The organism is Streptomyces sp. NRRL S-455 (genome assembly GCF_000717875.1).
Lineage (GTDB): Bacteria > Actinomycetota > Actinomycetes > Streptomycetales > Streptomycetaceae > Streptomyces.
The window spans coordinates 88034-111114 of sequence record NZ_JOCT01000025.1 but is presented as its reverse complement, the minus strand read 5'-3'; the positions used below and the strand labels follow the sequence as shown (position 1 = coordinate 111114).

At 70.6% G+C, this 23081-nt stretch carries 16 protein-coding genes; 7 read left to right on the top strand and 9 right to left on the bottom strand.

Annotated elements, in window-relative coordinates; genetic code table 11:
- Positions 1-408 precede the first annotated feature (408 nt).
- Together IE97_RS0129720 and ptsP are read left to right on the top strand one after the other, a co-directional pair.
- Positions 409-858 (top strand): PTS sugar transporter subunit IIA, encoded by a 450-nt coding sequence (locus IE97_RS0129720; RefSeq protein ID WP_030247185.1) that lies wholly within the window; start codon positions 409-411, stop codon positions 856-858.
- Between the two features lie 76 nt (positions 859-934).
- A complete protein-coding gene (gene ptsP, locus IE97_RS0129715) occupies positions 935-2605 on the top strand; it encodes a phosphoenolpyruvate--protein phosphotransferase (RefSeq protein WP_030247183.1) in 1671 nt (556 codons plus the stop codon).
- Between the two features lie 71 nt (positions 2606-2676).
- Here the strand turns inward: ptsP and IE97_RS0129710 are convergent, their stop codons facing one another.
- Positions 2677-3567 carry a hypothetical protein gene (locus IE97_RS0129710; RefSeq protein WP_030247181.1) on the bottom strand — a complete coding sequence of 297 codons (891 nt, stop codon included), beginning with the start codon at positions 3565-3567 and terminating at the stop codon, positions 2677-2679.
- Positions 3568-3746: 179 nt separating this feature from the next.
- The gene (locus IE97_RS0129705) at positions 3747-5714 is read right to left on the bottom strand and encodes an acetoacetate--CoA ligase (protein WP_030247178.1); all 1968 of its coding nucleotides are present in this window, start codon (positions 5712-5714) and stop codon (positions 3747-3749) included.
- A 212-nt stretch (positions 5715-5926) separates the two neighbouring features.
- Here IE97_RS0129705 and IE97_RS0129700 point away from each other — a divergent pair, with 212 nt between their 5' ends.
- Positions 5927-8293, top strand: a complete 2367-nt coding sequence (locus IE97_RS0129700) for a TIM-barrel domain-containing protein (RefSeq protein WP_030247175.1) — start codon at positions 5927-5929, stop codon at positions 8291-8293.
- 2 nt (positions 8294-8295) lie between these two features.
- Here the strand turns inward: IE97_RS0129700 and IE97_RS0129695 are convergent, their stop codons facing one another.
- Both IE97_RS0129695 and IE97_RS0129690 read right to left on the bottom strand, forming a co-directional pair.
- Entirely contained in the window at positions 8296-8832 is a 537-nt protein-coding gene (locus IE97_RS0129695; protein WP_030247172.1) for an NUDIX domain-containing protein, read from the bottom strand.
- Positions 8833-8879: 47 nt separating this feature from the next.
- On the bottom strand, positions 8880-9689 hold the full coding sequence (locus tag IE97_RS0129690; RefSeq protein WP_030247170.1) for a M15 family metallopeptidase: 810 nt from the start codon (positions 9687-9689) through the stop codon (positions 8880-8882).
- 129 nt (positions 9690-9818) lie between these two features.
- Between IE97_RS0129690 and IE97_RS0129685 the strand changes: the two genes are divergently transcribed.
- From IE97_RS0129685 to glpK, 4 genes are all read left to right on the top strand, one after another.
- Complete coding sequence (locus IE97_RS0129685; RefSeq protein WP_030247166.1) at positions 9819-10244, top strand: Zn-ribbon domain-containing OB-fold protein; 426 nt, start codon at positions 9819-9821, stop codon at positions 10242-10244.
- A complete protein-coding gene (locus IE97_RS0129680; RefSeq protein ID WP_030247164.1) occupies positions 10241-11431 on the top strand; it encodes a lipid-transfer protein in 1191 nt (396 codons plus the stop codon). Before IE97_RS0129685 ends, IE97_RS0129680 begins: the two co-directional genes overlap by 4 nt.
- A gap of 770 nt (positions 11432-12201) precedes the next feature.
- Positions 12202-12996, top strand: coding sequence for an MIP/aquaporin family protein (locus IE97_RS0129675; protein WP_030247162.1), 795 nt, complete (start codon positions 12202-12204; stop codon positions 12994-12996).
- An 18-nt stretch (positions 12997-13014) separates the two neighbouring features.
- Positions 13015-14535, top strand: coding sequence for a glycerol kinase GlpK (gene glpK / locus IE97_RS0129670; protein ID WP_030247160.1), 1521 nt, complete (start codon positions 13015-13017; stop codon positions 14533-14535).
- A 65-nt stretch (positions 14536-14600) separates the two neighbouring features.
- On the opposite strand, the gene IE97_RS0129665 is transcribed toward glpK, so the two are convergent.
- Genes IE97_RS0129665 through IE97_RS0129645 form a run of 5 tightly spaced genes read right to left on the bottom strand, consistent with a single transcriptional unit; the run spans position 14601 to position 22838 of the window.
- Entirely contained in the window at positions 14601-15206 is a 606-nt protein-coding gene (locus IE97_RS0129665) for a GTP-binding protein (protein WP_030247157.1), read from the bottom strand.
- Positions 15187-18837 carry a hydantoinase B/oxoprolinase family protein gene (locus IE97_RS0129660; RefSeq protein WP_030247155.1) on the bottom strand — a complete coding sequence of 1217 codons (3651 nt, stop codon included), beginning with the start codon at positions 18835-18837 and terminating at the stop codon, positions 15187-15189. Before IE97_RS0129660 ends, IE97_RS0129665 begins: the two co-directional genes overlap by 20 nt.
- 24 nt (positions 18838-18861) lie before the next feature.
- A complete protein-coding gene (locus IE97_RS0129655; RefSeq protein WP_030247153.1) occupies positions 18862-19257 on the bottom strand; it encodes a DUF742 domain-containing protein in 396 nt (131 codons plus the stop codon).
- 9 nt (positions 19258-19266) lie between these two features.
- A complete protein-coding gene (locus IE97_RS0129650) occupies positions 19267-19701 on the bottom strand; it encodes a roadblock/LC7 domain-containing protein (RefSeq protein ID WP_030247150.1) in 435 nt (144 codons plus the stop codon).
- The gene (locus tag IE97_RS0129645) at positions 19698-22838 is read right to left on the bottom strand and encodes a nitrate- and nitrite sensing domain-containing protein (RefSeq protein WP_030247147.1); all 3141 of its coding nucleotides are present in this window, start codon (positions 22836-22838) and stop codon (positions 19698-19700) included. The genes IE97_RS0129650 and IE97_RS0129645 overlap by 4 nt, the downstream gene beginning before the upstream one ends.
- Positions 22839-23081: the final 243 nt, after the last annotated feature.

The window sequence follows — 23081 nt, the reverse complement described above, 5'->3', positions numbered from 1 at the left end:
ACTTTTGGCACGCTGTTGAGTTCTCAAGGAACGGTCGCTTCCTTTGTACTCACCCTCTCGGGCTTTCCTCCGGGCGCTTCCCTTCGGTCTTGCGTTTCCAACTCTATCAGTGTTTTTCCGACTCTCTGACCACCATCCTGCGGGCATGCAGAAGGTGACCCCGAGATAGGATCTGACAAGTTGGGTGCTGCCGGGCGAGGTACAGGGTTTTTGTCGCTCACCCCCAGGCAGGAGTACGACTGTACACGCGGCCGCGGAGCGGGGGCAAATCGCTGTGCAGTATGGTCTAGACCACCTCGGAGTGCTCGCGCGGAACCTGCACTTCACCTGACATACCCTGCTGAACAGTGTGCCGCCTGGTACCGACAGCGTCGGCCCCTGACGATCTCCACCCCTGGGAGGTTTCCCATGACCACCGTGACGTCCCCACTCGCAGGACGCGCCATCGGACTGGCAGCCGTGCCGGATCCGGTCTTCTCCGGGGCCATGGTCGGCCCGGGCACAGCGATCGACCCCGTACGTGAGCCCTCCGAGGCCGTCTCTCCCGTGGACGGCGTCATCGTCTCCCTGCACCCGCACGCCTTTGTCGTCGTCGACGACAAAGGGCACGGCGTGCTCACCCACCTCGGTATCGACACCGTGCAGCTCAACGGCGAGGGTTTCGAGCTGCTCGTGAACAAGGGCGACACCGTAAGGCGCGGTCAGGGCATCGTCCGCTGGAACCCGGCCGCCGTCGAGGCCGCCGGCAAGTCCGCGGTCTGCCCGGTGGTGGCACTCGAAGCCGCGGCCGAAGCTCTGTCCGATCTTCGCGACAACGGCGATGTGAAGGCCGGTGACAGTCTCTTCCTCTGGAAGTGACGTCAGTGCCGTCTTGAGACGGCGAGTAAGAGAACCAACGGGCGACGTGAGTCGCCGCACTACGGAGACGGGTGAGATGGAGACAACGCTGCGAGGCGTCGGCGTGAGCCACGGTGTGGCCATCGGCGAGGTTCGGCATATGGGAACGGCGGTGCTGGAGCCGCCCGCGAAGCAGATACCGGCTGAGGATGCGGAGCGTGAACAGGGGCGCGCCCGCAAGGCCGTGGAGGCTGTGGCGGCCGACCTGATGGCGCGCGGCAATCTGGCCGGGGGCGAAGCTCAGGCGGTCCTCGAGGCGCAGGCCATGATGGCCCAGGACCCCGAGCTGATGGCCGATGTGGAGCGGCGTATCGCCGTCGGCAGCACGGCCGAGCGGGGGGTGTACGACGCGTTCGCCGCGTACCGCGAACTGCTCGCGGGTGCGGGTGAGTATCTGGCCGGTCGCGTGGCCGACCTCGACGACGTGCGGAATCGGATCGTCGCCCGGCTGCTGGGGGTGCCGATGCCGGGGGTCCCGGACAGCGACGAGCCCTACGTCCTGGTCGCCCGTGACCTGGCACCTGCCGACACAGCGCTGCTGGACCCGACTCTCGTGCTCGGGTTCGTCACCGAGGAGGGCGGTCCGACCAGCCACAGCGCGATTCTTGCGCGGGCGCTGGGTGTGCCTGCCGTGGTGGCGCTGCCGGGTGCCGGCGAGCTCGGCGAGGGCACGATGATCGCCGTCGACGGCAGCACGGGGGAGATCTTCGTGAACCCGAGTGATGACAAGAAGGCCGAGCTCGAGGCGGCGGCCGCGGCGCGGAAGGCGGCGCTGGCTGCCTCGACCGGGCCCGGTGCCACAGCGGACGGTCACAAGGTGCCGTTGCTCGCGAACATCGGTGGGCCTACGGATGTGGACGCCGCTGTCGAGGCCGGTGCCGAAGGCGTCGGTCTCTTCCGTACCGAGTTCCTTTTCCTCGACGACAGCAAGCAGGCGCCGTCCGAGGAGAAGCAGGTCGCGGCGTACCGGCAGGTACTCGAGGCGTTCCCCGAGGGGCGTGTCGTGGTGCGGGTGCTGGACGCGGGCGCGGACAAGCCGCTCGACTTCCTCACGCCGGGCGACGAGCCGAACCCGGCGCTCGGCGTGCGGGGACTGCGGACCCTGCTCGATCACCCGGAGGTCCTGCGCACCCAGCTGACGGCGCTCGCGAAGGCCGCGGAAGGGCTGCCGGTCTACCTCGAGGTCATGGCTCCGATGGTGGCGGACCGTACTGACGCCCGGGCCTTCGCGGACGCGTGCCGTGAGGCTGGGCTGCGGGCCAAGTTCGGTGCCATGGTCGAGATTCCGTCGGCCGCGCTGCGGGCACGCGCGATCCTTCAGGAGGTCGAGTTCCTGTCGCTGGGGACGAACGACCTGGCCCAGTACACCTTCGCCGCCGACCGTCAGGTGGGTGCGGTGTCCCGTCTGCAGGATCCTTGGCAGCCCGCGCTGCTCGACCTGGTCGCGCTGTCCGCCGAGGCGGCGAAGGCCGAGGGCAAGAGCTGTGGTGTCTGCGGTGAGGCCGCGTCCGACCCGCTGCTCGCTTGTGTGCTCGCCGGCCTGGGCGTCACCTCCCTGTCGATGGGCGCGGCGTCGATTCCCTATGTGCGGGCGACGCTGGCGAAGTACACGCTGGCGCAGTGCGAGCGTGCCGCTGCGGCGGCGCGGGCGTCGGACAGTGCCGAGGACGCGCGCAGTGCGGCGCAGGCGGTGTTGTCGGGCGAGTAGGCCCGGTGTGACCGGCTGATCCGGCTGCCCGGGAGGGGCGCTCCACTGTGGTGGGGCGCCCCTCCCGCGTTTCAGTGGGTGTGCCCCTGTGCGGGCTGCTCCTCTCCGAGGTCCGGCGGCTCGCAGTAGTCGACGTTGGACTCCGGCGAGACCGGGTCGCCGGATTCGATATCGGTGCAGTAGGCGTCGAAGACCTCGCCCGCGGTGAGGGGTTCGAGTCCGTAAGCGCGCATGCGCCAGCCGTAGATGCGGTCCGGGGCGCCTGGGGCGCTGGTGCGGATGACGAGACCGCCGGGGCTTTCCACGGCCAGCCCGAGGGCGAGGACCGTGGTGAATTCGAGGGCCTCGGTCTCGTCCAGTTCCAGGGCGCCACCGGTGTCGGTGGCGTGGAGGGCGGCGAGGAGGGTTTCGGGCGATCCGGTGACGCTGCAGACGAGGTGCCGGTCGCCGGGCGGGGCGGTGTCCAGGATGCGGACCAGGAGGTGGGAGGCCCGGCCGAAGGCGGCGCGGCCGATGTCCTCGCCGCAGGAGGCGCAGGCGCCGAGACGTGCGAGGAGTGTGGTCGCGTACTCCCAGGTGGCCTGCCGGACGGCTTCGTCGACAAGGGCCGGGACGAGGTCGGACAGTGGCCGGCCGTCATAGGGGAGCGTAGGGCCGGTGACGGCGAGGTGTGCCGTGAAGCGTGTGCGGCTGGAAGGGCTGTCGGGGTCCAGGTCCTTCCGTGTGCAGAACTCGGCGTACTCCTCGGGGTCGAAGAGGGCGATCGTGGTGTGGCTTCCTTGCAGGGCACGTGTCCTGAGGAGACCTTCCACGTGTTTGAGGTAGGCCGCGTGGTCTCCGAAGGTGAAGCTGCGGTAGCGCCGCATGGCCCGGAAGTCGTGTTCGTCGGTCAGCAGGCCGATGGTGCCGGCGATCTCGCGGTGCAGGACGCGTCGCGTGGTCCGGCTGTCGGTGTGCGCCATTGTTCCCCCTGTGTGCGGTCGATCAATGCTCACTCACGGTAATCGACGGCACTGACATCGGAGTGGGCAGAACTGATCGCCTACTCACCAGCAGGGAAAAAGGCCGCAGGTCACAGCTGTTTTCGCTGCTGTGGCCCGCGGTCACGAGCACGATGACGAGAAGTAGCCGAGGGTGCCGGTCAGGCGCGTTTGCGGGCCAGGTCCTCGTAGAAGGCGAGCAGGTCGAGGTTGTCGATGGAGCCGGGGTTGACCGCCTTGTCCAGGGGGGTGCCTTGGAGGAGGCGTTTGACCGGGACCTCGATGCGCTTGCCGGTGAGGGTGTGTGGGATGCCGGGCACTTCGATGATCTCGTCGGGGATGTGGCGGGGTGACAGCTGCTCGCGGATGGTCTGCTTGATGCGGTTCAGCAGGGCCTCGTCGAGGGTGGCTCCGGGGGCCAGGTGCACGAAGAGGGGCATCCAGTAGCCGCCGTCTGGCTGTTCGATGCCGATGACCAGGGACTCCCTGATCTCGGGGAGACGCTCCACGGCCTCGTAGATGTCGGCGGATCCCATGCGGACGCCCTGGCGGTTGAGTGTGGAGTCGGAGCGGCCGTGGATGACGACGGATCCGCGGGAGGTGACGGTGATCCAGTCGCCGTGCCGCCAGACGCCGGGGTAGGTGTCGAAGTAGCTGTCGCGGTAGCGGCTGCCGTCGGGGTCGTTCCAGAAGTGGATGGGCATCGACGGCATGGGGTTGGTGACCACGAGTTCGCCGACTTCGTCGACGAGGGGGGTGCCGTTCGGGTCCCAGGACTGCAGGTCGGTGCCGAGGCAGGGGGCCTGGAGCTCGCCGATGTGGACCGGGAGGGTGGGTACGGCGCCGGCGAAGCAGGAGCACACGTCCGTGCCGCCGCTGACGGAGGCGATCCAGAGGTCGTCGCGGACCTCGTCGTGGAGCCAGCGGAAGCCGTCGGGGGGCAGGGGCGAGCCGGTGGTGGCGACGCACTGGACCGTGGAGAGGTCGAAGTCGCGGGACGGGTGCACGCCCGCTTTGCGGCAGGCCATGACGTAGGCGGCCGAGGTGCCGTAGAGGGTGGCTCCGGTGCGTTCGGCGATGCGCCACTGGGCGCCGGTGTCCGGGTATCCCGGGCTGCCGTCGTAGAGGACGATCGTGGTGCCGGTGAGCAGGCCGGAGACGAGGAAGTTCCACATCATCCAGCCGGTCGAGGTGTACCAGAAGAAGCGGTCCTCGGGGCCCAGGTCGCAGTGCAGGCCGATCTGCTTGAGGTGCTCGACGAGGATGCCGCCCTGGGACTGGACGATGGCTTTGGGCAGGCCGGTCGTACCGGAGGAGTACAGCACCCACAGGGGATGATCGAAGGGGACCTGCTCGAAGACGGGGGTCGTGTCGGCGGATGTGAGGGCGGACCAGTCCAGGGTGCCCTCGGGTGGTTCGGTGCCCAGGAGGGGGATGTGGATCACGGCGCGCAGGGTGGGCAGCTCGCGGCGCAGTTCGGCGACGATCTCGCGGCGGTCGTGCTCCTTGCCGCCGTAGCGGTAGCCGTCGACCGTGAACAGCACGACGGGTTCGATCTGCTGGAACCGGTCGAGGACGCTGCGGGCGCCGAAGTCGGGCGCGCAGGAGGTCCAGACGCCGCCCACGGCGGCCGTGGCGAGGAGGGCGACCACTGCCTGCGGGATATTGGGGAGGTAACCGCTGACCCGGTCTCCGGGGCGGACGCCGAGGGTGCGCAGTTCGGCGGCCAGGGAGCCGACCTGGCGGCGCAGTTCGGCCCAGGTGACAGGGCGGGGTTCGTGTGTCTCGTCGACGTGCAGGAGGGCCGGTTGGTCCGCGCGGGTGTCGGCTGCGCGCAGGGCGTGTTCGGCGTAGTTCAGGGTCGCCCCGGGGAACCACTGGGCGCCCGGCATCGCTCGGCTGCCGAGCACGCGCGTGTAGGGGGTGGAGAAGCGGACGTCGAACCACTCCGTGAGGGCTTTCCAGAAGGCGTCCAGCTCGTCGACCGACCAGCGCTGGAGTGCCGCGTAGCCGCCTTCGGCGGGGCCGCCGTGGTGCTCGGCGGCCCACGCCTGGAACCTGGTGATCCGTGCCCGGGCGATGCGCTCGGGGTCGGGCTGCCAGAGCGGCTGGGGACTAACGGTCGACATGGTCGGCTCCCGGACTGTGCGCGTCGTGTGCGTCCTCCGCGCACGGGCTGGGGTGTGCGCGTGGCGCGGCTGGCACGGACAATGCCATGTGATCGACTTCGGCACCAGGGTGCGCCCCACATAGTCCGTGTCGTGAAGATGTGGTCCCGGCACGGATGAACGGCAGTTGAACGACACGCGCGCGTGGCACGGTCAGTGGCAGGGTGAACAGCATGAACGGTCGTGACCTGGTGCGTTCGGTGAAAGCGGTGGGTTCGGTGGGCGCGGCGCAGGGTGTGCGTACCGTACGAGCAGCGTGGCGCAGGCGGCGGGCCGATGCCACCGGGCTGCCGTCCCGGGGGGCGGAACGGGCTCGGGTGCCGGGGCCCGTCAAGGACGTGGAACCGGGCCCCGGGGGTGGTGTCGTCCGGTTCAGCCGGTCGGAGCTGCGGATTCTCGTGGCGGTGAACGGGGCCGTCTTCTGGGGCTGGGACGGTGCCGAGCCGGAGCCGTCGTACGCGTTGGCCGGCCGGTGCCCGGATCCGGACCCGCGGGCGGTGCTGGAGCCGGACACCGACGGTGGCTGGCGGGTGGTGGCCGAGCGGGTGACGGTCGTGGTCTCGCGACACGGCGCGGTGGAGGTGCAGACGCCCGGTGGCGTGACCTTGCGGCGTGATCTGCCGCCGCGCTGGTGGGAGCCGGTCGCCGGCGGTCCGGCGCGGTGGATGCAGCGGTCGGAGGTGGCTGCCGACGCGCGGTTCTTCGGGCTCGGTGGGCGTGCCTCGGGGCCTCGGCTGGCGGACGGGACGTACCGGCTGTGGAACACCGACCCGGGCCGGCCGTTCGCTCCGGGTGACGACCCGTTGTACATCACGATGCCGGTGCAGTTCGTGGTGGCCGACGGCGGTACGCATCTGGTGTTCCACGACAGCTCGTGGGACGGCACGGTCACGCTTCGGGAGGGCGAGGAGGGCGCGGGTTCCGGACACGATCGCGCCGGGACGAGCGAGCTGCGCATGGACGGTGGTCCGCTGCGTTGCTGGGTCATGGTGGGCACCCCCGCGCGCGTGCTGCTCGCCTGGGCCTCGCTCACCGGGGCGCCCGCGCTGCCGCCGTCGTGGGCGCTCGGCCACCATCACGCGCGGTGGGGGTTCGGCAGCGAGCAGGAGGTGCGGCGGGTCGTCGCGGGCTACCTGGAGCACGGGCTGCCGCTCGATGCCGTGCACCTGGACATCGATCACCTGGACGCGCACCAGGTGTTCACCGTCGACCAGGACCGCTTCCCGAAGCTGCCCGTGCTGGCCGAGGAACTCCGCAGGGACGGCATCCGGCTGGTGTCGATCGTCGATCCGGCCGTCAGATCACTGCCCGGCAACGCCGTGTACGACGGCGGTACGGCCGAGGACGCGTTCGTGCGGGACGCGGCGGGTGAGGTCGTGGAGGGTGTCGTGTGGCCCGGGGAGGCGGTGTTCCCGGACTTCACGCACGCTCGCGTGCGTGCGTGGTGGGGCGGTCTCTACGAGGAGCGGCTCGCCCAGGGGTTCTCGGGCTTCTGGCACGACATGAACGAGCCGACGTCGTTCACCGCCTTCGGGGAGTCCACGCTGCCGCGTTCGGCGCGGCACTCCCTGGAGGGGCGGGGCGGTGACCATCGTGAGGCGCACAACGTGTACGCGCTGTGCATGGCCAGGGCCGGCTTCGAAGGGCTGCGGAAGCTCGCCCCCGGGGATCGGCCGTTCCTGTTCTCCCGTTCGGGGTGGGCCGGCATGCAGCGCTACGGAGGCGCGTGGTCGGGGGACGTGGCCACCGGCTGGCCCGGACTGCGGGCCTCCCTGGCGCTGGTGTTGGGGCTGGGGCTGTGCGGCGTTCCGTACTCGGGGCCGGACATCGGGGGGTTCGACGGGGACCCGTCACCCGAGCTGTACCTGCGGTGGTTCCAACTGGGCGCTCATCTGCCGCTGTTCCGGACGCACGCGAGTCTGCGGGCGGGGCGCAGGGAGCCGTGGGAGTTCGGTCCCGAGGTGCTGGAGCACGCGCGTGTGGCGCTGGTCGAGCGCCGTCGGCTGCTGCCGTACTTCATGACGCTGGCGCACCTGGCGCGGCGCACCGGAGCGCCCTACGTGCGGCCCCTGTGGTGGTGGGCGCCGGAGGAGCGGGCGCTGCGGGACTGCGAGGACGCCTTCCTGCTGGGCGACAGCCTGTTGGTGGCGCCGGTGCTGGACCCGGGCGCGGACCGGCGTGCGGTGCAACTGCCGCGGGGGCGCTGGTACGACACGGTGACGGAGCGGGCCTACGAGGGACCGGCGCAGGTGCTCGTCGACGCGCCTCTGTCGCGGATACCGGTGTTCGCCCGCGCGGGTGCCGTGATTCCCGTGCGCGGGCGGGACGACAGGCTTGAACTGGAGGTGTGGGCGCCCGCCCGGGGACGGGCCGGGGGTGGTCTGGTCGTGCCGGACGGGGGCGAGGGAGGGGAGGAGCCGGAGATCGAGCGCTACACCGCTCGGTGGGCGGGCTCCCGGGTGGTCGTCGAGCGGGAGGGTGAGGACGGCGGCGGCGCGCCGCCCCACCCCGTGCGCGTCCGCGGGGCCGGAGAGCGCTGAGTTCAGATGTACCGCCCCTCGAACCAGGCCCGTGCGGCCACGGTGTGCAGGGGGAACGCGAGCTCTTGCGCCCTGCGCAGAAGGTGCCAGCCCGTCGTCTCGTCCGTGGCGGTGGAGGGCGGCAGGCTTTCGGCGGGGCGTTCCGGGAGAAGACCGAACAGCAGCAGGTGTCCGTCGGGTGAGCTCATCGCGTCTGCGAGGCGCACGTCCCGGGCGGCCGCGTCGATGCCGGTCTCCTCCTTGAGTTCGCGTACGACGGCCTGCCGCCAGTCCTCCCGGTCGTCGATGTAGCCGCCGGGCAGGGCCGTGCCTCCGCGTGCGGGGGCCACGGTCCGGGTGATGACGACCAGGGCGGTGCCCTTGGTGTCGTACACGGGCTGGAGGGCCACCGCGACCGGGAGTGGGTTGCGGTAGGCCACGGCGCCGCACGCGGGGCAGGTGCGGGGCCAGCCGGAGACGCCCTCTCCGTAGGGCGCGCCGCAGGTCGAACAGTGGGAGTCCGGCGCGGAGTTGGAAGTGGAGTGCTGAGATTCGGACACGCGGCGGACTGTAGCCGATCGCGGAGAGGGCGTCTCGGGCAGGCGGCTCAGTGGTGGCTGGTGAGCGATGTCCTCGACACGGGGAAGTCGAAGTAGGTGTCCGGGTAGGGCTCGGGCTTGTAGGTGTAGTGCCACCACTCCTCTGGCAGATTCACGAAGCCGACGTCTTCGAGGGTGCTCTTGAGCAGCAGCCGGTTGGCGCGCCGGTCGCCCTGGATCCGTGGGTCCAGGGTGTGCGAGAGGGTGTCGAAACAGTCGAAGCCGGTGCCCATGTCGACGGAGTTGTCGGGGAACCGCTCGTCCTGTGGCGCGAAGCACGGCACGAGGGGCTCTCCCGGGTGGTACGGCCGGGTCGGCTTGGCCGGCAGTCTCACGAGGGTGAGGTCCACGGTCGAGCCGCGGCTGTGGCCGGACTTCTCGGCGATGTAGCCGTCGGAGAACAACCGGGTCTTGTCGACGTTCGGGTAGAACTCGCCCTTCATCGCCTGGTCGTCGAGATCCTTGGCCCAGCGGACGAAGTGGTCCACCGCGCGCTGCGGCCGGTAGCAGTCGTACACCTTGAGCGTGTAGCCCTGGCGCAGCAGCTTCCTCTGGGCCTTGTGGAGGGCTCGGGCGGCGGGGCGGGTGAGGACGCAGACCGGCTGGACGTAGCCGTCGACGCGCTCGCCGACGAAGTTGTGCGGGGTGGAGTAGCGCATCTCCTGGAGGATCGTCGGGTTGACGCTTCTCAGAGCCACGAAGTCCTTGGGCGCCTTGGGCTCGGCGTCGGCCTGCGCGGTGGCGGTCGAGGCGGTCGCCGCCAGCAGGGCGGCAGCCGCGGTGATCAGGCCTCGTGCCACGGATGTGAGTCGTGTCATGGCTCTTGCGTCTATCAGGAGAGGGTGCCGCCGGGGAAGGGATGCCGAGAACCGGAAGACCGTGGCAGACTTCTGACGTACCGTCAGATACGCCCGTGGGGAGGGGCTGTGCCGAGAACACGGACACCTGTGGTGGCGGGGTGGTTCGAAGGGGACGGGGACGCTTTCCGGCTGCTCGGGACGCGCTGCGCCTCGTGCGCCTCGGTCTTCTTCCCGCGCGAGGACCATTACTGCCGCAATCCCGCCTGTGCGGGCGTGGAGCTGGAGGAGATCCCTCTGTCGCGTCGGGGGCGCGTCTGGTCGTTCACGGACAGTCGGTACCGGCCACCGTCACCCTATGTGAGCGATCCGGAACTTCCGTGGCAGCCGTGCGCGTTGATCGCTGTGGAGCTGGAGGCCGAGCGGATGGTGGTGCTGGGGCAGGCGGCTCCAGGAGTCACCGTCGCGGATCTGGCGGTGGGCATGGAAGCCGAGGTCGTGCCGGGCGTGCTCCATGAGGACGCGGAGACGACCTGGACGACGTGGCACTGGCGGCCGACGGGGGTGCGGGCGTGACGGCAGAGGTGGCGGTGCTCGGTGCGGGGATGCACCCGTGGGGCAAATGGGGCAGGAACTTCGTCGAGTACGGCGTCGCGGCCGCCCGCGCCGCGCTCACCGACGCCGGGCTGGAATGGCGGGACATCGGCTCCGTCATCGGGGCGGACACCGTGCGGGGCGGCTATCCGGGGTACGTCGCGGGAGCGACGTTCGCGAGAGCACTGGGTTGGCGCGGGTCGCGGATCACGAGCGTGTACGCGGCGTGCGCGTCCGGGGCCCAGGCCGTCGACGCGGCGCGCGCCCAGATTCTGTCCGGGCAGGCCGATGTGGTGCTCGTGGTGGGAGCGGACGCCGCTCCCAAGGGGTTCTTCCGCCCTGCGGGCGGGGACCGGCCCGACGATCCCGACTGGCTGCGCTTCCGGGTTCTCGGGGCGACCAACCCCGTGTACTTCGGGTTGTACGCGCGCAGACGCATGGCTGTGTACGGCGACAGTCCGGACGACTTCGCGCTGGTGAAGGTGAAGAACGCGGCAATGGGGGCGCTCAACCCGAAAGCGCGTTACCGCAGCCGCGTCACCGCGGAGGAGGTCGCAGCCTCAGCCGTCGTCGCCGATCCGCTGCGGCTGCTCGACATCTGTGCGACCTCCGACGGCGGCGCGGCCGTGGTGCTCTCGAGCATGGACTTCGCGCGGCGCCACGGGCACGCGGAGCCGGTGCGGATCCGGGCCGTGTCCACGGTGACGCCGCGTTTCCCGAACACCGTGCCGGACCTGCCGGACATCGCCACGGACTCCGCGGTGGCCGTCGATCCGCCGGGCGAGACGTTCCGGATGTCGATCGCCAGGGCCGCCTACGAGGAGGCGGGCATCGGGCCGGAGGACCTGTCGGTGGCCGAGGTCTACGACCTCTCGACCGCTCTGGAGGTGCAGTGGTACGAGGATCTCGGGCTGTGTGGTGAGGGCGAGGGCGTGCGGCTGCTACGGGACGGGGCGACGGCCCTAGGCGGGCGTTCACCCGTGAACGTCAGCGGTGGGCTGGCGTCCTTCGGCGAGGCGGTTCCGGCGCAGGCGATAGCGCAGGTGTGCGAGCTGACCTGGCAGCTGCGGGGGCAGGCCGGTGACCGGCAGGTCGGGGGCGCACGCGTGGGCATCAGCGCCAACCAGGGGCTGTTCGGCCATGGCTCGGCGGTGATCGCGGTACGGTGAGATGTCTGGTCCTACGCTGTGTGACCACGCCGGAATGCTGCGTGAACACCCCATGGAACGGGCCTGGGCGCGTGTGTCGATGAAGTCCTCGTACCCCCGTGCGCTCCTGGACGGACGCTCTCCGCTTCGCTTTCGGCAAGGCCCCCGCAGGGAGCCGCAGGCCCGGCGGGACGGCGCCCGGACACGGCAGAGGAGCCGCTCGTCAGGGCCCCGCACCGCGGCCGTCGCCGGGTCATCACTCGTGCGGTTGAGGAACCGCCAGGTCAGGTGGATGCTGGTGCTAGCAAGCGAGGAGTCAGGTGCGGCTGGGCGATCGCCGACGGCGGAGCCCAGCGAAGGCCGGACACCACCAGCCAAGCCTCGCGCGGCTGACCGAGGCCCGCGATGCCCCGACCAGATCTGAACAACGATGCGACCGGGCGCCGCCAGGGCCGTGCAACAACCGGCCACCCGGCCCTGCACGAGCCCGGCCCCGTCACATGGCCGTCAGCCGTTGCGGTCGGCGGCCTTGACGCCCTTTGGGTGCCGGTGAACACTTCCGGTGTCAGTCGACATCGCCGTCCAAAATCGGCGCATTCCGGCACTGCGGCGCGTGGGCGCGCCAGAGCCAAGGCCCCTTCCCCCGCGGCGATTCGGCTGCGACGGCACGCTCGTCACGGATGCCGGGCGGGGCGCGCGACCTCCCTGCCGCCGGCCGAAGTGGCCATGGGAACGCACCCTGCACGTGAGGACCGGGGCGGACCGTCTCGGGCCACGGCCTAGGAGCCGCCATGAGTAACGGAGACATCTTCTTCGGTGAGTTGATCGGCACGGCGATCCTGATCCTGTTCGGCGCCGGTGTGTGTGCCGCCGTCACACTGAGATTCTCGAAGGCCCGGGCCTCGGGCTGGATCGTCATCGCGTTCGGCTGGGGATTCGGCGTGCTGGCCGGCGCGTACACCGCCGCTCCCCTGTCCGGAGGGGTCATCAACCCGGCCGTCACCTTCGGTCTCGCCGTCGACACCGGCGTGTGGAGCAAGGTCTGGGTCTACCTGCTGGGTCAGATCACCGGGGCCATGATCGGGGCCATCCTCTGCTACCTCGTGTACTACGCCCAGTTCGCGGCCAACGTGAGGAAGACGGGCACCACGGAGGGTACGGCGGACGAACCGGTTCCGACGCTCGGGATCTTCTCCACCATCCCGGAGATCCGGAACCCGATCGCCAACCTGATGACCGAGATCCTCGCCACCATCGCCCTGGTGTTGCCCATCCTGGCACTGGTCGGCGATGACAGGCGTGTCGAGGGCATCGGCATCGGCCCGATACAGGGGGCCGAAGGCATCTACGGGTCCGGTATCGCGATCCTGCTGGTGTCCCTGCTGGTCGTCGGCATCGGCCTGTCGCTGGGTGGCCCCACGGGCTATGCCATCAACCCGGCTCGTGACCTCGGCCCGCGCATCATCCACGCCTTCCTGCCGATCCCGAACAAGGGAACCTCCGACTGGGGCTACTCATGGATCCCGGTCGTCGGTCCACTGATCGGCGGACTACTGGGTGGCGTCATCTACAACGCAGCCTTCTGAACCAGCCAAGGGGTAGCCATGACGGAAAACGCCGAGAAGTACGTCGCCGCGATCGACCAGGGCACCACCTCGAGCCGCTGCATCGTCTTCAACCAGGACGGCGGGATCGTCGCCGTCGACCAGCGCGAGCACCGCCAGATCTTTCCCAAGCCGGGCTGGGTGGAGCACGACGCCACCGAGATCTGGTCAAAGACGCAGGCGGTGGTCGCGGGGGCGCTCGCCAAGGCCGGCCTGCGGGCCGACCAGCTCAGCGCGATGGGGATCACCAACCAGCGCGAGACGACCGTGCTGTGGGACCGCGCGACGGGCAAGCCGGTGCACAACGCCATCGTGTGGCAGGACACGCGAACGGCGGCACTGTGCAACCAGCTGGGCGGCGCGGAGGGGCAGGACCGGTTCCGCGAGCAGACGGGACTGCCGCTGGCCACCTACTTCTCCGGGCCCAAGGCGGCCTGGCTGTTCGACAACGTGCCCGACCTGCGGGCCCGGGCCGAGCGCGGTGAGATCGCCTTCGGCACGATGGACTCCTGGCTGATCTGGAACCTCACGGGCGGCACGGACGGCGGACAGCACGTCACCGACGTGACCAACGCCGGACGCACCATGCTGATGAACCTGGAAACCCTGCAGTGGGACCCCTCGATCCTCTCGGCGATGAACATCCCGGAGGCCGTGCTGCCCGAGATCAGGTCCTCCGCCGAGGTCTACGGCACGGCCGTCGGCCAGCTCGCCGGGGTTCCCGTGGCGTCCGCGCTGGGTGACCAGCAGGCCGCCGTGTTCGGCCAGGCCTGCTACGACGTGGGCACCGCGAAGAACACGTACGGCACGGGCAGCTTCCTGCTGCTCAACACCGGCAACCGTCCGGTGCAGTCGAAGAGCGGTCTGCTGACGACGATGGGCTACAAGATCGGCAATGAGGCGCCGGTCTACTGTCTGGAGGGGGCGATAGCCATCACGGGCGCCCTGGTCCAGTGGTTCCGCGACCAGCTCGGCATCATCCGAACCGCCGACGAGATCGAGCCCCTGGCGGCGAGCGTGGAGGACAACGGCGGCGCGTACATCGTGCCCGCGTTCTCGGGCCTGTTCGCGCCGTACTGGCGCTCCGACGCACGCGGCGTGATCACCGGCCTCACCCGGTACGTCACGAAGGCGCACCTCGCGCGGGCGGTGCTGGAGGCGACGAGCTGGCAGACGCGCGAGGTCGTGGACGCCATGTACCAGGACTCCGGGGTGCACATCACCACCCTCAAGGTCGACGGCGGCATGACGAAGAACAATCTGCTGATGCAGCACCAGGCGGACGTGCTCGACGTGCCGGTGGTGCGGCCCAAGGTCTCCGAGACGACCTGTCTGGGAGCCGCTTACGCGGCCGGTCTGGCCACCGGTGTGTGGAACGACACCGACGAACTCAAGGCGCACTGGCAGAAGGACGTCGAGTGGACCCCGTCCATGGAGGCGTCGGTGCGGGACCGCGAGTACCACAACTGGCACAAGGCGGTGGAGAGGAGCTTCGGCTGGGAGGAGGACGGCGACACCTAGCCAGGCACTGCGGCCCGTACCCCTGTCGGCGGGGGTACGGGCCGTACCCGTTGGGCCGGCCGTCCTCAAGTGATGACGGTCTGGCGGCGGTCGGCCGCGTACGCCATGGCATGCTGGACGACCCCGATGAGTGCCTCCTTGACCGACTCGCGGTCACGGGCGTCGCACATCAGCAGCGGTACCCCCTCGTCGAGATCGAGGGCCTGACGGACGTCCTCGACCGGGTAACGCGGGGCGCCCTCGAAGCAGTTGACGCCGACGAGAAACGGAATCGAGCGCCGTTCGAAGTAGTCGACGGCGGCGAAGCAGTCCTCCAGGCGGCGCGTGTCGGCGAGCACGACGGCGCCGAGCGCGCCCTCGGACAGCTCGTCCCACATGAACCAGAACCGCTCCTGGCCGGGCGTGCCGAAGAGGTACAGCACCAGGTCCTCGCGGAGCGTGATGCGCCCGAAGTCCATGGCCACGGTCGTGGTGTGCTTGCCTTCCACGCCGCTGGTGTCGTCGACCGGGCGTCCGGCCTCGGTGAGCAGTTCCTCGGTGCGCAGCGGCCTGATCTCGCTGACCGCGCCGACGAGCGTGGTCTTGCCCACGCCGAAGCCGCCGGCCACCAGGATCTTGAGCGTGACGGGCTCGACCGGAGGCTTGCCGCGTTCAGAACGCCCGAAGATCATCGATCTCTTCTCCTGCTTGATGGGGGTCGGGCGACGGCGGGCCGTAGCCTCCGCCGCCTGGGGTTTCGATGACGAGTACGTCGCCGGTGACGACGTCGGCGGAGTCGCTGCCGCCGAGTTCGGTCACCGTGCCGTCGGCGTGTTCCACGCGGTTGGCGCCGAGCGCGCCCGGCTCGCCGCCCGCCATGCCGTACGGCGGGACCCGGCGGTGCTGGGACAGCGTGGAGACGGTCATGGGCTCGAGGAACCGGATGCGGCGCACCGCGCCGTCCCCGCCGCGCCACCGGCCGGCACCGCCGCTGCCGCGCCTGACCGCGAACTCCTCGAGACGGACGGGCAGTCGCCACTCCAGGACCTCGGGGTCGGTGAGGCGTGAGTTGGTCATGTGGGTCTGAACGACGGGTGCGCCGGGGAAGCCGTCGCCCGCGCCGGACCCGGAGGCGACGGTCTCGTAGTACTGGTGGCGTTCGTTGCCGAAGGTGACGTTGTTCATGGTTCCGGAGCCCTCGGCCTGGACGCCGAGCGCCGCGTAGAGCGCACCGGTGATGGACTGGGAGGTCTCCACGTTGCCCGCGACCACGGCGGCCGGCGGCTCCGGAGCGAGCAGGGAGCCCGGGGGTACGACGATGTCCAGCGGGCGCAGGCAGCCGTCGTTGAGGGGGATGTCGTCGGCGACGAGGGTGCGGAAGACGTACAGGACGGCCGCGTTGACGACCGAGAAGGGGGCGTTGAAGTTGCTGGGCAGCTGGGCGGACGTGCCGGTGAAGTCGATGGTCGCGGCACGGTTCTCACGGTCCACGCGCACGCGTACCCGGATGACGGCGCCCGAGTCGGTCTCGTAGGCGTAGTCGCCGTCGTCGAGGGCGTCGATGACCCGTCGCACGGCCTCCTCGGCGTTGTCCTGGACGTGCTTCATGTAGGCCTGGACGACGTCGAGGCCGAAGTCCTCGATCATGCGGCCCACCTCGTCGGCGCCCTTGCGGTTGGCCGCGATCTGGGCGCGCAGGTCGGCGAGGTTGGTCTGCGGGTTGCGGGAGGGGTGGGGCGCCTCGGTGAGAAGGCGGAGGGTCTCCTCCTCACGGAAGCGGCCGTTCTCGGCGAGCAGCCAGTTGTCGAAGAGGACGCCCTCCTCGTCGATGGTGCGGCTGTTCGCGGGCATGGACCCGGGGGCGATGCCGCCGATCTCGGCGTGATGACCGCGTGAGGCGACGTAGAAGAGGATCTCGGGGTCACTCTCCGTGTCGCCCGGCGGTGTCGTGTCGAAGACCGGGGTGATCACGGTGACGTCGGGCAGGTGGGTGCCGCCGTGGTACGGGTCGTTGACGGCGTAGGTGTCCCCCGGGTGCATGCGGGAGCCGCGCCGCCGGATGACCTCCTTGACGCTCGTGCCCATCGAGCCCAGGTGGACGGGGATGTGGGGGGCGTTGGCCACCAGGTTTCCGTCCGGGTCGAAGAGGGCGCAGGAGAAGTCCAGGCGCTCCTTGATGTTGACGGACTGCGCGGTGGATTCGAGGCGGGCGCCCATCTGCTCGGCGATGGACATGAAGAGGTTGTTGAAGACCTCGAGCAGCACCGGGTCGACTTTTGTGTCGAGATCGGAACTCTGCGTAACCGCGACGCGTTCCATGACCAGATGCCCGTCGTGGGTCGCCGCGGCCCGCCAGCCGTCGTCGACGACGGTCGTCGCGCCGGCTTCGGTGATGATCGCCGGGCCGGTGACGGTGTCGCCCGGGGGGAGGTCCTCGCGGCGGCGGAGGGGGACGTCGCGCCAGGCGCCGCCCGTGTGGAGACGGACGGTCTGCGGCGCGGCGGGGCTGCCGTCGGTGGTGGCCTCGTAGGGGGCGAGAGCGGAGAGATCGGGGGGTTCGGTGATGCCGGTGGCTTCGACGGAGAGGGCTTCGACGACGATCGGGCGGTCGAGCGTGAAGGAGTATGTGGCGCGATGACGTTCTTCGAAGGCGTGCCGCATCGCGTCGGGCTCGGTCAGCTCGACGGTGAGGGTGGTGTCGGTGCCGTCGTAGCGGAGCTCCGCGCGGCGGGTGACCTGGATCTGTTCTTCCGGGATGTCCTCGGCGCGGAGTTCGGCGCGTGCCGCGGCTTCGAGGTCTTCGGCGGTCCTGAGGACGCCGGGCATCGAGGCGGGTTCCAGGGGAGCCTCGACCGATTGTTCGCGCATGGCGGTGGTGTCGGCGAGGCCGATGCCGAGCGCGGACAGGAGGCCGGCCATGGGTGGCACGAGGACGGTGCGGATGCCGAGCGAGTCGGCGACCATGCAGGCGTGCTGCCCGCCGGCGCCGCCGAACGTGGTGAGGGCGTAGCGGGTGACGTCGTGGCCCTTCTGGACGGAGATCCGCTTCACGGCGGACGCGATGTTGGCCACGGCGATCTGGAGATAGCCCTCGGCGACCTGTTCGGGGGTGCGGTCGTCGCCGGTCCGCTCGCGGATCTCGTGCGCGAGGGCGGTGAAGCGGTCCCGGACGATCACGTCGTCGAGGGGCTCGTCGCCTTCCGCGCCGAACACCTTCGGGAAGTGGGCGGGCTGGATGCGGCCGAGCATGACGTTGGCGTCGGTGACGGCGAGCGGGCCGCCGCCGCGGTAGCAGGCGGGCCCGGGGACGGCGCCCGCGGAGTCCGGCCCTACGCGGTAGCGGGAGCCGTCGAAGTGCAGGACCGAGCCGCCGCCGGCCGCGACGGTGTGGATGTCCAGCATGGGGGCCCGCAACCGGATGCCTGCGATCCGGCTGGTGAAGACGCGTTCGTACTCGCCCGCGAAGTGGGAGACGTCGGTGGAGGTGCCGCCCATGTCGAAGCCGATGACGCGGTGGTGACCGGCGATCTGCGACATGCGGGCCATGCCGACGATGCCACCGGCCGGACCGGACAGGATGGCGTCCTTGCCGCGGAACTGCCCCGCCTCGGTGAGGCCGCCGTTGGACTGCATGAACATCAGCCGCACGCCTTCGAGTGCGTCGGCGACGTGCCGGACGTAGCGGCGCAGGACAGGCGACAGGTAGGCGTCGACGACGGCGGTGTCCCCACGGGGGACGAGCTTCATCAGAGGGCTGGCCTCGCTGGAGAGCGAGATCTGCGGGAAGCCGATGCGGGCGGCGAGTTCACCGACGGCCTGTTCGTGGGCCGGGTGGAGGTGGCTGTGCATGCAGACCACGGCGACGGCCCGGATGCCGTCGTCGTACGCCTCCTGGAGACGGCCGGCGAGGGCTTCCAGGCCGGGCTCGAGCAGCACGGTGCCGTCGGCGGCGATGCGCTCGTCGACCTCGACGACCCGCTCATACAGCAGCTCGGGCAGTTCGACACGGCGGGCGAAGATGCTCGGGCGGTTCTGGTAGGCGATACGCAGGGCGTCGCGGAAGCCGCGGGTGACGAGCAGCAGGGTGCGCTCGCCCGTGCGTTCCAGGAGGGCGTTGGTGGCGACCGTGGTCCCCATGCGCACGGTCTCGACCGGGTCACCGGAGTCGGCGAGCAGCGTGCGGACGCCCTCGACCGCGGCGTCGGCGTACCGCGCCGGGTTGTCCGACAGGAGCTTGTGCGTGAGCAGCCGACCGTCCGGGCGACGCGCGACGATGTCGGTGAAGGTGCCGCCCCTGTCGACCCAGAACTGCCAGCCAGTCACGTCAGTACCCCGCTTCCGCGCTGCTCACAGCGCCCGGAGGCCGTTGATCACGTCGCGCAGAATACTCTCGTCCGGCAGCTCGGCCGGGGGTACGGGCCGGTTCACATGGACGAAGTCCGCGTCCACGAGATCTCCGACAAGGACCCGTACCACCCCGATCGGCAGGTCGAGTTCCGCTGCGAGTTCGGCGACCGACTGCGGGACGTCACGGCACAGCTCGACGATGTCCACATGCTCCGGGGAGAGCATGTGGTCCGCTTCCGGATCGTCCGCGTGCGGCTCGGTGACCACGACCGCGATCAGGTCCAGGCGGTGCTGGCCCTGGCTGCTGGTGCGGCCGCGCGTCATGGCGTACGGACGGACGACCGGTCCGGCCTCGTCGTCGAACCAGTGCCTTCTTCCCTGACCGTCAGCGCTCATGTCATCTCACTACCCGCCCGCGGGCAGATCGGTGCGCGGAGCGGCGCCCAGATGCACACCCACCCGCTTCACGAGGAGCGTCATCTCGTAGGCGACCTGGCCGACGTCCGAGTCGGCGTCCGAGAGAACGGCGAGGCAGCTGCCGTCGCCGGCGGCCGTCACGAACAGGAACGCGTCGTCGAGCTCGACGACGGTCTGCCGGACGTTGCCGGCCTCGAAGTGACGTCCCACGCCCTTGGCGAGGCTGTGGAAGCCGGAGGCCACGGCGGCCAGGTGCTCGCTGTCCTCCCGGGTCAGGTCCCTGGACACGCCCGTCGGCAATCCGTCGCCGGAGAGCACGAGGGCCTTGCGGATGCTCGCGACGCGGTCCACCAGGTCGTCGAGGAGCCAGTTCAGCTCCCCCTTGATGGTCGCGGTGTGGCCGGTCGCCTTCGGTGCGGTCATCGACCGTCCCCCTCTGTCGTTCGTTGTGGTGCTGTGCCGCTGTGGGCGGCGTCGCCCGCTGCGTTCTCGTCGCGGCCGCGCTGCCAGCCGCGCTGGAGCGAGGCCATACGGCTGCGTACTTCCTCGGCGTCGCGTTCGACGGGCTCTGCTCTGTCCTCCTTACGCGGCTCCGGCCCGCGCTTGAGCTGCGGGGCCAGGCTGGCCTGCCGCACACGCCGGGGCAGCGGGGCGGTGCCGGAGCGAGGCCCGAGCGGTGTGGTGCCGTTCCCCTCGCCCCACTGTGCGGGACCGGAGCCGGCCCCCTGGCCCGCGGTGCCGCGGGCCGAGCCGGTCCCCTGGTCCGCGGCGCCCGAGCCTGACGCGTGGCGCATGGGCCCGCCTGTCCTCTCCGGCCTGGGGCCGGGGCGGTGGTCGGGGCTGTCCGGGCCGCTCGAGGCGATCTCCGCGCGGCGTGTCCGCTTGGGCAGAGCGGACGGCTCCGATCCCGCGGCACTGCCGGACGGGGCCGGGGGCGCGGGGTGGTCGTCACCGGGGCCGACGGCGCCGATGCCGCGCCGGGTGGACTCCGTGCCGCGACGGCGGGCCGGCAGGGGCGGCGGTGCGTCCGGCTGCGCCTCGCTCCGTCCGCTCCCGGTCGTCCCGGTCGGGGAGCTCTCGGTACGGCTCCGGACCGGAAGCGTGGCAGTGGGCTCCGGACCGGACCGGTCCGTGGTCCGGCCGCGCTCCTCGCCTCGTCGGCGCGACGGGAGCGCGGGGGGCACCACGGACTCCGCTCGGTCGGTCCCCGGAGTGATCTCCTCGTCCGTCTTCCCCCGCCGGGGGCGCTGGTCGGTGACGGGACGACCGTGGGAGCTGACCAGCTTGGGGGTGGGGCGGCGGGACAGCGGGACAGGAGCGCTCAGCTCGTCGTCGGTGTCGGTCCGGTCCGCCGCGCCACGCGCGTCGGCCTGCTGGTGTGGTTCGCCGCGACCGGCCCTCTCGTCCTGGCCGCGGGTCAGGGAGTGCCGGGGGCGGAACAGACCGCCGTGCTCGCTGTTTCCGTCCTCGAGGGCGCCGGGGAAGCCGTCGATGGTGTCCAGGTCGACGGGGGCCTCCAGCTCGACCGGTCCGTCCAGGAGGGAGGCCGGAAGACCGGGACGTGGTGCGGGTGCCTGGGACAGCGCGGTGCGGCGGCTGTCCCGCTGCTCGCTCTCCGAGGCCGGCTGGGGGCGGTCGAGCCGGAAGCCGATGCCGTTCGTGTCCGGGACGTCGTCCGTCAGCAACGCGTCCGGGATGAAGACGACGGCGGTCGTACCGCCGTACGGGGAGGGCTGCAGGGAGACGCGGACGTTCTGTCGCTGGGCGAGGCGGCTGACCACGAACAGGCCGAGCCGGTCGGTGTCGGACAGCTCGAACTCGGGCGTCTCGGCGAGCCGGAGGTTGGCGTCCAGCAGGGCTTCGGCGGCCATACCGAGGCCACGGTCGTGGATCTCCAGGGTGAAGCCGTTGGCGACCCGCTCGCCCACGACCTGGACGGCGGTGTGCGGCGGTGAGAAGACCGTGGCGTTCTCCAGGAGTTCCGCCACCAGGTGGGTGATGTCGGCGACGGCCGGGCCGGTGACGGCGATCCGCGGCAGGCGGCGGACCTCGATACGCTCGTAGTCCTCGACCTCGGCGACGGCGGCGCGTACGACGTCCATGAGCTGGACGGGCTTGCGCCACTGCCGGGAGGGCGCGGCGCCGGAGAGGATCACGAGACCCTCGGCGTGCCGGCGCATGCGGGTGGTCAGGTGGTCGAGCCGGAACAGGTCGGCGAGTTCCTCGGTGTCCTCGGTTCGGCGCTCCATGGCGTCGAGCAGGGTGAGCTGCTTGTGGAGCAGGACCTGGCTGCGGCGCGCGAGGTTGACGAAGACCTCCGAGACGCCGGCGCGCAGTTCGGCCTGCTTGACGGCGGCTTCGACGGCCGCGCGCTGGAGGGTGTTGAGGGCCTGGCCGACCTCGCCCATCTCGTTCTTGTCGTACTCCAGGCGCGGGACCTCGGTCTCGATGTCGACCTGCTCGCCCGCCGAGAGGCGGCGCATCACGCTGGGCAGCCGCACTCCGGACGCCTCGTGGGCCTCCAGGCGCAGCTGCCTCAGGTCGCGGATGAGGGTGCGGCCGACACGGACGGAGAGGAAGAGGGAGAGCAGGAGCGCGATCAGGCCGAGTGCGCCGGCGATGACCGCCTTGGCGATGACGCCCACGGCCACGGGGTGGACGCGGTCCTGGTAGCGGTCGTTGGCCTGGTCGTTGAGGGTACCGAGTTCGTCGAGGACGTTACCGGCGGCGCTGTCCCAGCTCTTGGCGGTGACCCCGCGGGGGGCTCCGGAGCCGGAGTTGAGGGCGGCTTCCTCGGCCACGCGCAGCGGTGCGGAGGATGCGTTCTTCCAGAAGCTCTCATAGCGGTCGCGCTCCGCCACGGGCAGCAGCGGCAGATTGACGTCGTACATCAGCGTGCGCTGGGCCACGAGGTCGGAGATGTCGCGCTCTTCGGAGGGGGAGATCCGGCCGACGATCAGGGCGGAGCCGAGGAGGGCGTCCTCTCGGGAGAGCAGTTCGCGGGCACGGGCGAGATTGACCAGCGCGCGGTACTGCTTGTCCAGTTCCACGTTGTCGACCACGTGCAGGTTGGCCAGCAGCACGTAGCAGGGATCGACCAGCCGGTTGTAGAGGCCCAGGGCCTGGGCGCGGTCGACGGTGCCGTCCTCGACGCTGCTGCGCAACGCCTCGATGCCTTCGAAGGCGTCCAGGACCGCGGTCAGTCGCTCGTCGGTGCCGGCTCCCATCGCGTCGCGCACGTCCGGGTTCCGGGCGTTCTCGCGGATGCCGCTCACGGCCTTGTCGGTCGCGGCCCGGCTGCGCCGGAGCGCGGCGAGCCCGTCGGAGGCACGGGGGTCGGCGAGGTAGACGAGGGTCTGGCGGCGTTCCTCCTGCAGGACGCGGACCGTGTCCTCGATGGGGTAGCCGATCTTCTCCACCACGGACGACACGTTGAACAGGTCGCCCGCCTCACGTCCCGTGAGCACCGTGGCGAAAGCCCAGATCGCGGTCAGGGACACCAGCGGCACGAGGAGCAGCGCCACGATCTTCCGGCGGATGGACTTCCCGCGAAAGCGCATGGCCTCCCCCAGCTCGGGCCCCCGGGGCCACCGGGGGTACACATGTGCGTCAACAAACGGCGCGAGCCTACTACCGACGAACAGGGAACTCGAAGACCGGTCCGGAACGTGAACTTCCGCGCCACTGAACGGGCATGCCGAGTTGTCCGGGCATTGCGGGAGTTGTCTCCCCGAAATCGATGGTGGCCGCACCGGCCAACCTCCGTTGCCTGCTTGGGTGGTTGGCTGAAATTTTTCGTTCTC

Coding starts and splice junctions, on each gene's coding strand:
- IE97_RS0129650 (WP_030247150.1), bottom strand. CDS start 19,701: ATGACCGCACCGAAGGCGACCGGCCACACCGCGACCATCAAGGGGGAG.
- ptsP (WP_030247183.1), top strand. CDS start 935: ATGGAGACAACGCTGCGAGGCGTCGGCGTGAGCCACGGTGTGGCCATC.
- IE97_RS0129655 (WP_030247153.1), bottom strand. CDS start 19,257: ATGAGCGCTGACGGTCAGGGAAGAAGGCACTGGTTCGACGACGAGGCC.
- IE97_RS0129645 (WP_030247147.1), bottom strand. CDS start 22,838: ATGCGCTTTCGCGGGAAGTCCATCCGCCGGAAGATCGTGGCGCTGCTC.
- IE97_RS0129700 (WP_030247175.1), top strand. CDS start 5,927: ATGAACGGTCGTGACCTGGTGCGTTCGGTGAAAGCGGTGGGTTCGGTG.
- glpK (WP_030247160.1), top strand. CDS start 13,015: ATGACGGAAAACGCCGAGAAGTACGTCGCCGCGATCGACCAGGGCACC.
- IE97_RS0129720 (WP_030247185.1), top strand. CDS start 409: ATGACCACCGTGACGTCCCCACTCGCAGGACGCGCCATCGGACTGGCA.
- IE97_RS0129705 (WP_030247178.1), bottom strand. CDS start 5,714: ATGTCGACCGTTAGTCCCCAGCCGCTCTGGCAGCCCGACCCCGAGCGC.
- IE97_RS0129675 (WP_030247162.1), top strand. CDS start 12,202: ATGAGTAACGGAGACATCTTCTTCGGTGAGTTGATCGGCACGGCGATC.
- IE97_RS0129665 (WP_030247157.1), bottom strand. CDS start 15,206: ATGATCTTCGGGCGTTCTGAACGCGGCAAGCCTCCGGTCGAGCCCGTC.
- IE97_RS0129690 (WP_030247170.1), bottom strand. CDS start 9,689: ATGACACGACTCACATCCGTGGCACGAGGCCTGATCACCGCGGCTGCC.
- IE97_RS0129710 (WP_030247181.1), bottom strand. CDS start 3,567: ATGGCGCACACCGACAGCCGGACCACGCGACGCGTCCTGCACCGCGAG.